At 71.0% G+C, this 12,737-nt stretch carries 9 protein-coding genes; 2 read left to right on the top strand and 7 right to left on the bottom strand.

Going from position 1 to position 12,737, the window contains the following annotated elements; all coding sequences use genetic code 11:
* Positions 1-7: 7 nt before the first annotated feature.
* The 4 genes from treF to J2X41_RS06995 form a co-directional block, all read right to left on the bottom strand.
* The gene (gene treF, locus J2X41_RS07010; RefSeq protein WP_310080759.1) at positions 8-1,597 is read right to left on the bottom strand and encodes an alpha,alpha-trehalase TreF; all 1,590 of its coding nucleotides are present in this window, start codon (positions 1,595-1,597) and stop codon (positions 8-10) included.
* Between the two features lie 224 nt (positions 1,598-1,821).
* Positions 1,822-4,404, bottom strand: coding sequence for a TonB-dependent receptor (locus tag J2X41_RS07005; protein WP_310080758.1), 2,583 nt, complete (start codon positions 4,402-4,404; stop codon positions 1,822-1,824).
* Positions 4,405-4,462: 58 nt separating this feature from the next.
* Complete coding sequence (locus J2X41_RS07000) at positions 4,463-5,542, bottom strand: FecR domain-containing protein (RefSeq protein ID WP_310080756.1); 1,080 nt, start codon at positions 5,540-5,542, stop codon at positions 4,463-4,465.
* Positions 5,539-6,045, bottom strand: coding sequence for a sigma-70 family RNA polymerase sigma factor (locus J2X41_RS06995; protein WP_310080754.1), 507 nt, complete (start codon positions 6,043-6,045; stop codon positions 5,539-5,541). The genes J2X41_RS07000 and J2X41_RS06995 overlap by 4 nt, the downstream gene beginning before the upstream one ends.
* A 187-nt stretch (positions 6,046-6,232) precedes the next feature.
* Between J2X41_RS06995 and J2X41_RS06990 the strand changes: the two genes are divergently transcribed.
* Both J2X41_RS06990 and J2X41_RS06985 read left to right on the top strand, forming a co-directional pair.
* Entirely contained in the window at positions 6,233-7,183 is a 951-nt protein-coding gene (locus J2X41_RS06990) for a polysaccharide deacetylase family protein (RefSeq protein ID WP_310080753.1), read from the top strand.
* Positions 7,184-7,286: 103 nt separating this feature from the next.
* On the top strand, positions 7,287-8,948 hold the full coding sequence (locus tag J2X41_RS06985; protein ID WP_310080752.1) for a carboxylesterase family protein: 1,662 nt from the start codon (positions 7,287-7,289) through the stop codon (positions 8,946-8,948).
* A 35-nt stretch (positions 8,949-8,983) separates the two neighbouring features.
* On the opposite strand, the gene J2X41_RS06980 is transcribed toward J2X41_RS06985, so the two are convergent.
* The 3 genes from J2X41_RS06980 to J2X41_RS06970 all read right to left on the bottom strand — a co-directional run bounded on the left by J2X41_RS06980 (position 8,984) and on the right by J2X41_RS06970 (position 12,737).
* Positions 8,984-10,939, bottom strand: a complete 1,956-nt coding sequence (locus tag J2X41_RS06980; protein ID WP_310080751.1) for a HAMP domain-containing sensor histidine kinase — start codon at positions 10,937-10,939, stop codon at positions 8,984-8,986.
* The gene (locus J2X41_RS06975) at positions 10,936-11,655 is read right to left on the bottom strand and encodes a response regulator transcription factor (RefSeq protein WP_310080750.1); all 720 of its coding nucleotides are present in this window, start codon (positions 11,653-11,655) and stop codon (positions 10,936-10,938) included. The genes J2X41_RS06980 and J2X41_RS06975 overlap by 4 nt, the downstream gene beginning before the upstream one ends.
* A 356-nt stretch (positions 11,656-12,011) precedes the next feature.
* A complete protein-coding gene (locus tag J2X41_RS06970) occupies positions 12,012-12,737 on the bottom strand; it encodes a response regulator transcription factor (RefSeq protein ID WP_310080749.1) in 726 nt (241 codons plus the stop codon).

Here is a 12,737-nt window from a genome sequence, read left to right as displayed (position 1 = left end):
GGTCCGTTCAGCCTGGCGCCGGATAGAGGTCGAGCAGGGCGCGGGTGACGCCATTGGTCCAGCCGAAGCCGTCCTGCAGCGGATATTCGCCGCCGCCGCCGGCCTTGGCCTCCTCGACGTCGTACTTTTCCAGCATCTTGCCGCTGGCCTTGTACTCGCGGGTCACGGTGGCCAGCCAGCGCTGGCCGATGTCCCTGGCCAGGTCCTCCTCGCCGTAGCGGCGCAGGCCCGACACGGCCACCCACTGCAGCGGGGCCCAGCCGTTGGGGGTGTCCCATTGCTGGCCGGTGGCGACGGTGGTGGTGCGCAGGCCGCCCGGGGCCAGCAGCAGGGCGCGAGTGGTCGCCGCCACCGCCTTGGCCTGGTCCGGGCTGGCCGCCCCGACGAACAGCGGATACAGCGTCGCGGCGCTGGAATGGTCCAGCCGCGTCCGCTCGCGCCACTGGTAGTCGAGATAGAGGCCGCGCGGGGCGTCCCACAGATAGGCGTCCATCGCCGTCCGGCGGGCCTTGGCGCGGCCGCTGAACTCGGCGACGCAGGGCGCGTCCGCCAGGTCGGCGCAGCCCTCGGCGATCGTCGTCTCCAGGCCGAACAGCAAGGCGTTCAGGTCGACCGGGACGATCGCGGTGACCTGGATGGTCTTCAGGCTCTTGCCGTCGGCCATCCAGCGCGAGCTGAAGTCCCAGCCGCTTTCGGCCCCCGAGCGCAGGTCGCGGAAGACCTCGCCGGCCGGGCGGTTGGTCACCGCGCGCGCCGTCAGCACGTCCTCGCGATAGGACTCGTCGCGCGGCGTGGTCCGGTCGTCGGCGTAGCGGTTGAGGATCGCCCCGTCGGGCAGGGCGACGACGCGGCGCCAGGCCTGGCCCGGCTTGACGGTCTTCTCGCCGTCCATCCAGAAGGCGTGTTCGCGGCGCATCAGGTCCAGGCGCTGCTTGAACCGCGCCTTGTCGGTCTTGTCGGTCAACCCGACCATGGCGAAGTAGAACGGCGGCTGCGAGCGGCTGAGATAGTAGGTGCGCGTGCCATTGGGGATGTGGCCATAGCGGTCGATCAGCCCGCCGAAGTCGTCGACCATGCTCTCCACCGCGTCCTGGCGGCCGTCGGCGGCCAGGCCCAGCATCGTGAAGTAGCTGTCCCAGTAGTACATCTCGCGGAAGCGCCCGCCGGGCACCACGAACGGCTTGTCCAGCGGCAGGGCGCTACCGCCGTCCACCGCCTCGACCGGCGAGCGGGTCAGCACCGGCCACAGGGCTGCGATGTGAGCTTTCAGGGTGGTGCGGTCCTTGGACGGGGGCGGAAGCGGCGCGCTTAGCGGGACGACGAAATTGGCGTGCACGAAGCGCTTCAGTTCGGCGTCAGTGAAGGCGGCGTGGGCGCGGTAGGCGGCCATGATCTGGGCGGGCGGACGCTTGGGCGTGGCGTCGACGAAGGTCTTGCCGTCCGGGAACAGCTTGCGCATCTGCACCTGGTGGAACAGCGCGCCATAGGTGTCGGCGGGGGAGGGGACCTCGCTGGCCTTCGGCGCCGGGGCTTGGGCGAGCGTCGGAGAGGCGAGCGCGAGCCAGGCGATGGAAGCCAGTAGGGGGCGATGCTTCACGACAGGTCCTCCACCTATCCGCTCATCCCGGCGAACGCCGGGACCCAGATGGAATGGCTTTGAAGCTGACGCCAAGAGCGCCGAGCCCTTCCAATCATCCACACCGCTATGGGATCTGGATCCCGGCGTTCGCCGGGATGAGCGGATTCAAAAATCAATCAAACTCAAGAACGAAAGAAGCGCGGATCGGGTCCGTGGGGACCCGGTCCGCGCAGGGAGACCGGTCAGAAATTGTAGCCGACGCTGACCTTGAACGACCGGCCCAGGATCGGGCGGGCGTTGGCGCCGCTGGTCGAGCGGGGGTCGCCCTCGGTCAGGCCGTGGCTGTCGGTCAGGTTGTCGGCCGAGACCTGGACGGTGAAGGCGTTGACGTCGAAGATCGCGCCCAGGTCGACCTTGGTGTAGCCCTTCAGCACCTGGGTGTTGGCGTTGTCGGCGAAGCGGTCGTCCACGGCGCTGACCGTGCCGTAGAAGGTCGACTCCACCGAGCCCAGGGTCACGTCGTAGCTGGGGGTAAAGCGGATCATCCAGTCGGGCTGGCGCTGGGCGCTGTTGCCCTTGTTGCCTGGGATCGACGACTTGACGATCTCGGTCTTCTGGAAGGTGCCGTTCAGGGCCAGGGACAGGCCGAAATCCGAGCGCCAGCGGCCGTCCAGCTCGACGCCGTGGGCCTTGTTGCTGTTGCTTTCCTGGATGCCGCCGACGTCGGCGAACTTGGCGCCCTCGAACTTGTTGGCGAAGCCGGTGGCGTAGAGCTCGAACGGCCCGCTGCGCAGCTTGTAGCCCAGCTCGTACTGGTCGACCGACAGGGTGTCGGTCAGGCCCTCGCGGAAATTGTCGAAGCTGGGGAACTTGTAGCCGCGCGAATAGCGGCCGAACACGCCGGAGACGGCGTTGATGTCGTAGTTCACCCCGACCGTGTAGCTGGTCTTGCTGTTGCTGTAGTCGGTGGCGCGCAGGGCCAGGCCGTCGGGGAAGCCGGGGCCGTCGTCGACCACATAGTCGGTCTGGAAGCGCTCGCGGCGCACGCCCAGGTCGATGCGCAGCGGATCGATCACCTGCCAGGAGTCGGCCAGGTAAAGCGCGTCCACCCGGCCGTCGCCGGCCGAGGTCAGGCCGAACTTGAAGCAGCTGGAGGTGCTGCCGGCCGCCGCGAGATTGGCGCAGGTGACCGGGGCGGCCAGGTAGTCGCCGTTGGCCTTGACCTGCATCGGCTCGACATTGCCGATGGTCCAGAAGTCGTCGGACTTGAAGCTGGAGGCGTAGTAGCCGGCCGACAGCTGGTGGGTCCCGACCGTCTTGGCGATCGACAGGTCGTTGGTCACCGCCTTGATCTTCTTCTCGACGATCCAGGCGCCCCAGTTCTGGACGTAGTCGTTGGCGCCCAGGGTGGTTCCGCCGCGCGTGGTGATCGCGCCGGGGACCACGGTGTTCAGCGCGCCGACCGTGATCGCCGCCCCGTCCGGCACCAGGCCGTAGGTGTTGGCGTCGCCGTCGGTCAGGCTGAAGCGGTCGCGCACCTGCCAGCCGTCACCGAACTCGTGGTCGAAACTGCCGCCGGCCACATAGCCCTTGAAGCCCCGGCCGTCGGCCAGGTCGAAGTCGCGGGTCGCGCCGGCGCCGTTGACCTGCAGGGTGTGGAAGCGGCTGGCGTTACCCAGCTGGGTGTATTCGCCCTTGTCGACGCCCGGCACGTTGATCGCGAACGGCAGGTACCAGGCGCCGTGGTCGTCGGTGTAGCGGGCGTAGAGGTTCAGTTTCCCCCGCTCCATCCGCTTGGTGATGTTGACGGTGAACTGCTGGCCGACCTCGCTGTCGAACTGGGTGTCGCGCACGCCGGGCGAGGTGGTCGCATAGCCGCCGACCATGAAATAGAGGTCGTCGGCCAGCTTGCCGCTCAGCAGGCCGTCGACGCGGCGCAGGTCGTAGTCGGAGGTGGTCAGCTTGACCAGGCCGTGGGTCTCCTCGCCGCCTTCCTTGAGCTGGAAGTTGGTGGTCAGGCCCGGCTGGCCGTTGGAGAAGATCGGGTTGGGACCGCCGCGCAGGGCCTCCATCCGCGAGATCGTCTCGTCGACCCGGAAGATCGAGCTGTTCTCCAGGAACGACAGGGTCGAGGGCGGATAGATCGGCGAACCCTGCAACTGGATAGTCAGGAACTCGGCGTCGCCGGTGGCGGGAAAGCCGCGCACGAAGACGTTGGCCCCGGCCACGCCGCCCGAGGTCTCGACCCAGACGCCGGGCACCAGGGTCAGCAGCTCGGCCGTGCTCTTGGGCGAGGCCTTGGCGATGTCGTCGGCGTTGACGGTGGTGACCGCGAAGCTGGCGGCCAGCTTGTCGATGCCCTTGCCGCCGGGGGTGCCGACCACGATCAGCTCGTCGACCTGGGCGGGGGTCTCGGGCATGGGCTCGACGGCGGTGGCGGGCTGGGCCTCGGACTGGGCGCTGGTGGCGACCAGCAGGGTCTTGGCGCGGATGGCGTAGACGCCGCTGGCGGTGGGCTGGGCGCTGAGGCCGGCCCCGCTGAGCAGGCGCTTCAGCGCGGCTTCGGCGGTGTAGGAACCCTGCAGGGCCGGCGCCCGCTTGCCGCGCACGCTGGCCTCGTCGAAGGCCAGTTGCTGGCCCGAGGTCTGGCCGAAGGCGCGCAGGGCGCCGCTCAGGTCCTGGGCGGGAATGTCGAAGCTGTAGGTGGCGCCCCTGGCCTGCTGAGGGGCCTGCTGGGCGTGGACGGCCGCGGGGGCGGCCAGCAGCATCAGGGCCGTGGCGGCGGTGGAGCCAGCCCAGTAGCGGCGGTCGAAGGATCTGCGCATGTGTCTTCCCTCCCAAGCGCGCCGACGTTGATTGCGGCGCTTTGGAAGGTGAGACGCCTCAGCTCGTCGAAGGCACACCGGCCGGCGTGGAATTTTTTTGGCCGTGATCGATTTTCAGCACGGTCACGCCATCGGCCGCAACCGCGTGGACCGGCAGAACGGCCGTCACCCCGTCAACGAAGGCGCCGGTGTCGCCCGAGGTGAACACCCCGCTGATCCGCAGCTTGGCCACGCCGGGATCACCAATCTGCAGCTTGTCGCGGGCGTAGCGGTTCACCCGCTCGACGGCCAGGTCCATGGGCTCGTCCTGGAACACCAGCTGGCCGTTCTCCCAGGCCTTGGCGCGGGCCGGGTCCAGCTGGCTGACGACCGTGGCGTCGGTCTTGGTCGAGGTCACCAGCTCATGGTCGGGGGTCAGCAGCCGGTCGGCGGGGGCGCCGTCGATCTGGACGGGCGCGGCCTTGTCGGCGCGGCCGGTCTTGTCGTCCAGCACCGCCACGTGGCCCTCGTACAGCACCACCCGCATCTGGCCGGTCAGCCGCTCGACGCTGAACACCGTGCCGGTGGCCACCACCAGCTTGTCGCCGGCCGCCACCGAGAACGGGCGCAGGGGGTCCTTGGCCACCGAGAACTTGGCCCGGCCGCTGTCCAGCCACAGCCGGCGGCGGCCGCTTTCGTACTTCACCTTCAGCACGGTGGCGCTGTCGAGCGAGGCGCGCGAGCCGTCGGCCAGCTCGACGATCCGCCGCTCGCCCTCGGTGGTGCGGTAGACGTCGGGCAGGCTGGCCCGCCAGGCGAGCCCGGCCCCGACGGCCACGACCAGGCCGGCGGCCAGGCCGGCCCACAGCACAGGACGGCGGCCGGGACGGGCCCAGCGGCCGTGCTGGGCGCGGCGCAGGTCCTCGAGCGCCTCGCGCCGAAGCGCGATCAGGCCCGGGCTGGCGGCCTGTTCCTCGACCGCGCGCCAGGCGGTGACGGCGTCGTCCAGCAGGCCGCGATGGGCGGGGTCGGCCGCGAACCAGGCCTGGAGGTCGGCCTGCTCGGCCGGGGACAGGTCGTCGTCGGCCAGCCGCATGCACCACAGGGCGGCCTGCTCGCGGGCGGTGTCCAGCCGGTCGTCGGGCGAGATCATGGTCATTCGCCGGCCCTCACGCGTCGGGTCAGGTGGGTCATGGCCTTGAGGATGTGCTTTTGCACCGCGCTGACGGAGACGCCGTACAGGGCGGCGAGTTCGGCTTGCTTCATGCCTTCCAGACGGAACAGGAGAAAGATGGCCCGGGTGCGCTCGGGCAGTTCGCGCAGGGCGTCGGAGACCTCGCCCAGGCTCTCGCGACCCAGCAGCACCCGGGCGGGGTCCAGGGGCTCCAGGTCCAGGGCGCTGGTGTCGAGGCTGGCGCGGTAGTTGGCCCGCACCTTCTCGCGCCGGCCCCGGTCGCGCAGCAGGTTGGCGGCCATCTGGAAGATGTAGGCGTCGGCGTTGTCGATTGAACTGGCTTCAGCGGTCGCCAGCTTGGCGAACAGCTCCTGGGTCATGTCCTCGGCGTCGCCGTGGCTGGCGGCGCGACGCATGAAGAACGCCATCAGCGCGGGCCGATAGCGCCGGTCGAGTCTGCTCAGGTCTGGCTCGGTCGCTGGCCGCACGGTTCCGCCTGCTGGAGGGTCTGACGATTTTCCCAGGATGTATGACGCACGTCGCGCCAAAACCCCCACCGTGTCCCGCAAGTTTTCGCGCGGGGCGCTGGCGGCGTGCGATCGGCCTTGCAGCGAGGGCGAAGGGCGGCATAAGTGGTAGCGTTATCATTCGCCAAGGAATGAAGCGGGAGGACGCATGCCTATCGAGGGCCGCAGGAGCGCGCGGGCGCGGGTGTGGGCGCGCTGGATCGCGCCGGTGGTCGCCGCCGTGGCGACGATGGGGGCCGCCCAGGCCGCTACGCCGGTGAAGATGGCCCTGACCTTCGACGACCTGCCCGCCCACAGCGCCCTGCCGCCGGGCGTCAGCCGCATCGACGTGGCCGGCCGGCTGCTGGCCGCCTTCCACGACGCGAGGACGGGACCGGTCTACGGCTTCGTCAACGGGGTGCACGAAGAGCGCGAGCCGGACTCGGTGGGCGTGCTGTCGCTGTGGCGCGCGGCCGGCCACCCGCTGGCCAACCACACCTGGTCGCACCTGGACCTGAACACCCACAGCCTGGCCGAGTGGGAGACCGACCTCGTCCGCAACGAGCCGCTGCTGGAACGTCACATGGCCGGCCAGGACTGGCGCTGGCTGCGCTATCCATTCCTCAGCGAGGGCGAGACGCCGGAAAAGCACGTCGCGGCCCGCAAGCTGCTCAAGGCCCACGGCTACCGCATCGCCAGCGTGACCATGAGCTTCGGCGACTACGCCTGGAACGAGCCCTACGCCCGCTGCATGGCCAAGGGCGACGCGGCGGCGGTGGCGTCGCTGGAGGCCAGCTACCTGAAGGCCGCCAAGGACAGCCTGGACTATTCGCGAAGCCTGTCGGCCACGCTGTACGGCCGCGACATCCCCTATGTGCTGCTGATGCACGCCGGGGCCTTCGACGCCCGGGTCATGCCGCGGCTGCTGAAGATGTACCAGGACAATGGCGTCAAGTTCGTCAGCCTGGAGGAGGCCGAGCGCGACAGGTTCTACGCGGCCGACTTCAAGACGAAGGCGACCGAGGCGCCGACCACGCTGGAGAACGCCCTGAAGGCCAAGGGCCTGCCGGTTCCCAGGCTGGACCTGCCGTTCGCCGACCTCGACAAGATGTGCCGCTAGGCCGTTGCTCCGCGTCGCCGACCAAGGTCGGGCTAGGAAATCCAGGCGCCGTCGGGACGGATCTTAGTTCCGCCCTGGCGGTCCATCGAAACAGGAGTTGCCCGTGACGTCCTTGATCCGCGACGCCGACATCAATCGCCGCCGGCTGCTGGCCACGGGGGCGGCCGCCGGCGTCCTGGCCCTGCCGATGGCGGCCTGCGCCGCCGACGCGTCGTCCGAGGCCGTGGAAGTCCAGATCGCCGAGGGGCGGCTGCGCGGCCTGCGGACCGGCGGCGTCGACGCCTACAAGGGCGTGCCCTATGGGGCCAGCGTCTCGGGCATGAACCGCTTCAAGCCCGCCAGGTCGGTCGCGCCCTGGAACGGCGTATTCGACGCCAGCAAACTCGGTACGCCGTCGCTGCAGGACCCGACCACGGTCTATGGCAAGAACGAGCCCGCGCCGGGCGAGGACTGCCTGGTGCTGAACGTCTGGACGCCCGCCGGCGGCGGCAAGGGCCGGCCGGTGATGTTTTACAGCCACGGCGGCGGCTACACGACTGGCTCCGGCGGCAGCACCGCCCAGGACGGTTCGATGCTGGCCCGCGAGCACGACGTGGTGGTGGTGGCCACCAACCATCGGCTGGGCGTGCTGGGCTATCTGTACCTGGGCGAGCTGGGCGGGGCGGACTACGCCGGTTCGGGCAACCAGGGCCTGTCCGACATCGTGCTGGCCCTGAAGTGGGTGGCGCGCAACATCGAGGCCTTCGGCGGCGATCCGGCCAATGTGACGATCTTCGGCGAAAGCGGCGGCGGGGCCAAGACCTCGTGCCTCTACGCCATGCCGTCGGTCGCGCCGCTGTTCTCCAAGGCGATCATCCAGAGCGGGCCGGTTGTGCGGATCACCACCCCCGACGTCGCCGCCCAGACGACGCGGATGTTCCTGGAGCAGCTGGGGCTCGCCCCGGCCGACTGGCGCAAGGTGCTGGAGGTTCCCGCGCCCCAGATCCTGGCCGCCCAGAAGGCGCTGAGCGCCAAGGTCAAGAGCGACAGCGGCGGCTGGCGCGGGATCCAGTCCCTGACGCCCGGAACCTACGGCCCGATCCTCGACGGCGACCTGCTGCCGCACCACCCGTTCGATCCGACCGCCCCGGCCAGCGCCGCCGACAAGCCGCTGATGATCGGCTGGCTGGACAACGAGGCGGCCTTCTTCGCCTGGACCGGCAAGGACGTCGAAGCCTTCCGGCTGGACGAGGCGGGGTTGAAGGCGCGGCTGTCGGGCAGGTTCGGCGACCAGGCCCAGGCGCTGATCGACGCCTACCGCTCCGACCGTCCGGGCGCCACGCCCAGCGACCTCTACCTGGCGGCGGCCAGCTACTACGCCATGGGCGCGGGATCGGTGGTCGCCGCCGAGCGCAAGGCCGCCCAGGGCCGGGCGCCGGCCTATGTCTACAACATCGCCTACCGCTCGAACCGCAAGATGGACGGGACCGACATCGAACTGGGGGCCATGCACGCCAGCGACATCCCCCTGGTGTTCAACACCGTCGTCTCGCCCGACACCCTGGCCGGCAACCGCGCCGACCGCTTCGCCGCGGCGAAAAACATCAGCACGATGTGGGCCAACTTCGCCCGGACGGGGCGGCCGTCGGCGCCGGGCCAGCCGGCCTGGCCAGCCTATGACCTGAAGACGCGACAGACGATGGTGCTGGATGTGACGTGCAGCGTGGTCCCCGACCGGTTCGGCGCGGAGCGGCGGGTCTGGGCGCGGGCGGATCCGGTGGCGTAGCGGCGTTTTGCCTGGAAGACCGGCGAAGGGAGAGGCTACTCCGCCGCCTGCAGGCGCGCCGGCGGCCTCGCCTCCACCGTCCCGACCAGAGGCAGGCGCACCTGCACCAGCAGGCCCTCGCCGGGCAGGGCCAGCCGGATGTCGCCGCCGTGGGCGCGGACGATCGAGCGGGCCGAGCTGAGGCCCAGGCCGACGCCCTGCTTGCTGGAGGTGCGGGCCTCGACGCCGCGGTAGAACGGGGTGAACACCCGCTCCAGCTCGCTCGCGTCCAGGCCCGGACCCCGGTCGCGGATCTCGACCACGGTCTCGTCGCCCTCGACATGCAGGGCCACCCGGGCGCTGTCGCCGTACTTGACGGCGTTGTCCACGAGGTTGGCGAACACCCGCTGCAGGCCCAGCACCGAGACCTCGACCTCGGCCGGCTCGCCGGGCTCCAGGACCACGTCGGCGCCGGTGACCTCGGCCTCGTCGATCACGCATTCCAGCAGCGAGCGCAGGTCGACGCGCTGGCGGGCCCCGGCCTCGGCGTCCTCGCGCATGAAGGCCAGGACCGAGGTGATCATCGCCTCCATCTGGTCCAGGTCCTGGGCGATCTCGCGGCGCAGCGACGGCGAGGCGCGCTCCAGGCGGAAGCGCAGGCGGGCCAGGGGCGTGCGCAGGTCGTGCGAGATCGCGCCGATCATCGCCGTGCGGTCGGTGATGTAGCGGCTGAGCCGGCCCTGCATGGCGTTGAAGGCCCGGGCGGCGCGGCCGATCTCGGCGGGGCCGTCGGCGACGATAACCGGTGAAGCCGGGTCGCGACCCAGCTGCTCGGCGGCGGCGGCGAAGCCGGCCAGGGGCGCGGCCAGGCGGCGGGCGAAGATCCAGCCCAGCGGGGCGACCACGGCCAGGGACAGGGCGAACCACATCAGCACCCGGCGCTGCCAGCTGTTGGGGAAGGCCTCGGGCTGGGGCCGCAGGGTCACCCACCGGTTTGGACCCACGCGCAGGGCGGCCACGAACTCGCCCTCGACGAACGGCGGCGGCGCCAGGCCGAACAGGCTGCGGGCGGCTGGCGCGGCCAGGGGCCGGCCCGCCGTCGCCTCCGGTTCGGGCGCCGGCTTGGGCGGCGAAGGCGGCCGGGGCGCGGGCAGGGCGACGTGGGGCGCGGCCTGAACGGGTTCGACGACCGGGGCGGTGGCGGTCAGGGGCTGGGGCGGCGGCGGGCGTTTCAGGGTCGGCTCGCGAGCGACGGCGTCGGCGACGGGATCGAGCGGCGGCGCCGGCGGGGCTGGCCCCCGCAGCGAGTCGGGCAGGGTCATGTTCGCCCGCGAACGGAACGGCGCGGTGAACAGCGGATCGGTCGAGCGGCCGGCCGCGGCGGCGGAGGACGAGTAGCTGAAGATCCGCTGGCCGCCCGCGTCGCCCGCCTGGAAGACCTGCTGGCCGACGACTCCGCGCATCGCCGCGTCGGATGGAAAGCCCTGGCGGATCTGGACGCCGCCCATCGGTCCCATGCCGACGCGCAGCCCGCCCACGCCGCCCGGTCCGGGCCCCGGCGGCAGGGTCTGGGCCTCGGCGTAGCTGGTCAGCAGCAGGGCCAGCGGCGGGCGGCCGGGGCGGCGGCTTTCGGTGCCGGCGAACGGCGGCGGGGCGTAGAACAGCAGCCGGACGTCCTCGCGAGGCGCGTTCAGCAGGCGGGCGAGGTCGGCCCGGGCGGGCTCGGAGGCCACCCAGCCGGGGCTCTGCAGGCTGGGGGGCTGGGTCTCGACGGTGCGGATCAGCGGGCGGTCGTCGTCGCTGTCGGGCATCGCCCCGCGCAGGCCGGCGGCGATGTCGGCCAGGCTGTGGTGCATGGCCGGGGCCGGCGGCAGCAGCACGGTCAGCACCAGGGTGACGGTCTGGGCCACCACCAGGCCGGCGATCAGCAGGGCCAGGATCTGCAAGGCGATCGGCGGGCTGGGCCAGCGCCGGAACGGGCGGCCGCCGAACAGGCCCCCCGGGGCGGTCATTCGAGCGTGACCTTGGCGTCCAGCATGTAGCCCATGCCGCGATAGGTGCGGATCAGGGGCTCGTCGGACTGGGCCTCGATCTTGCGGCGCAGGCGGCTGATGTGCAGGTCGACGCGACGGCCCAGGTTCTCGACCGCCTCGCCGGCGATGATGGTCAGCAGGGCGTCGCGCGACACCACCGAACGGGCGTGGTCGGCCAGGGTCGACAGGATGGTGAACTCACCCGGGGTCAGCAGCAGCAGCACGCCGTTCGGCGCGGTCAGCTGGCGGGCGGCGGCGTCCAGCCGGAAACCGGCGAACAGCCGCACGTCGCTGCGCGGCCCCTTGCCCCCGGCCCGGCGGCGCAGCAGGGCCTTGACCCGGGCCAGCAGCTCGCGCGGCGGGATCGGCTTGACCACATAGTCGTCGGCGCCCAGCTCCAGCCCGACGATGCGGTCGACCGGGTCGCCCAGGGCGCTGAGCAGCAGGATGGCCGGCCCGTCGGTCCCCGACACCTGGCGGCACAGCGACAGGCCGTTCTCGCCGGGCAGGTTGACGTCCAGCACCAGCACGTCGACCGGCCGGCTCTCCAACACGCCGCGGGCGGCGGACACGTCGGCGGCCTGGCGCACGGTGTAGCCCTGGCCGGCCAGGTAGCCCGCCATTTCCTGGCGCAGCACGTCGTCGTCCTCGACCAGCAGGACGGTGGCGTGTTCGGCGGGCGCGAGCTGGATCATGGCGGCGGACATACCTGCAGAATAAGGCGCGGCCGGGACCTTCGCCATGGGCCAAGCGTCGCGGTCGGACTGTTTTTCAGGTATCCAGCGGGCTTTTTCGGAACAGTTTTGTATCGGGCGGAAACATTACTGTAATCGGCCGAAACATGACTGCTTATTTGCGTGCCTTTGAATGGGTTGGCGATACAGCGGCCGTGGTCCAAACGCCGCCCGGACCTTCAAACCGTTGTCATCCCGGCCGTAGCGCAGCGAAGAGCCGGGACCCAGGGGACTGGGCGAATGCGGTGCGGCCGCCCCTGGATCCCGGACAAGCGCTGCGCGCTTTCCGGGATGACAACCTCAAGGGACGACGGCGATCACTCCTGCACCCGATCCACCCGGGCCGCGAAGATATAGCCGACATGCCGGACCGTGCGGATCAGCCCCGCCCCGCCGTCGATGCGGTGGAGCTTGCTCCGCAGGCGGCTGATGGCGACATTGACCTGCTGGGGCGCGGGGCGGGCGTGGGCGTCGGGCGGACCGTGGCGCAGCTCGTCGCGGGTCAGCACCTGGTTGGGCCGGTCGAGCAGGGCCCACAGCACCAGGAACTCGGCCGTCGACAGCGGCACCGGCCGGCCGCGCGGGTCGAACAGGTCCTGGGTGGCGACGCTCAGCCGCCAGCCGTCGAAACGGTAGGCCGCCGGCGCCTCGCGGGCCGGCTCCTCGGCGCGCGCCTCGTCGCAGCGGCGCAGCACCGCCCTGATCCGGGCCAGCAGCTCGCGCGGGCGATAGGGCTTGACCACGTAGTCGTCAGCCCCGAACTCCAGGCCCACCACCACGTCGCACTCCTCGTCGGACTCCGAGACCATCATGATGGCCGGCGGCGAGGGCAGGCTGAGCAGGCGCGAGCAGACCGAAAGGCCCGAGGCGTCGGGCAGCATCATGTCCAGCATCACCAGGTTGACCTGGGTCTCGCGCAGGATCTGCTCCATCTCGCGGGCGCTTCCAGCCCCCAAGGCCGTCAGGCCATAGCCGGAGAGAAGCCCCGTCGTGTCGTGGCGGGCGACCGGATCGCCGTCGAGCACCAGGATGCGCTTGTCCAT

Source organism: Caulobacter sp. BE254 (assembly GCF_031457295.1).
In the GTDB taxonomy this organism is placed as follows: Bacteria; Pseudomonadota; Alphaproteobacteria; order Caulobacterales; family Caulobacteraceae; genus Caulobacter.
Note: the sequence above shows the minus strand (reverse complement) of the source record. Positions and strands in the feature narration are given on the sequence as shown.

Bases quoted from the DNA above. Each gene is read 5' to 3' on its own strand.
- J2X41_RS07005 (WP_310080758.1), bottom strand. From the start codon at position 4,404: ATGCGCAGATCCTTCGACCGCCGCTACTGGGCTGGCTCCACCGCCGCC.
- J2X41_RS07000 (WP_310080756.1), bottom strand. From the start codon at position 5,542: ATGACCATGATCTCGCCCGACGACCGGCTGGACACCGCCCGCGAGCAG.
- J2X41_RS06990 (WP_310080753.1), top strand. From the start codon at position 6,233: ATGCCTATCGAGGGCCGCAGGAGCGCGCGGGCGCGGGTGTGGGCGCGC.
- J2X41_RS06980 (WP_310080751.1), bottom strand. From the start codon at position 10,939: ATGACCGCCCCGGGGGGCCTGTTCGGCGGCCGCCCGTTCCGGCGCTGG.
- J2X41_RS06975 (WP_310080750.1), bottom strand. From the start codon at position 11,655: ATGATCCAGCTCGCGCCCGCCGAACACGCCACCGTCCTGCTGGTCGAG.
- J2X41_RS06970 (WP_310080749.1), bottom strand. From the start codon at position 12,737: ATGGACAAGCGCATCCTGGTGCTCGACGGCGATCCGGTCGCCCGCCAC.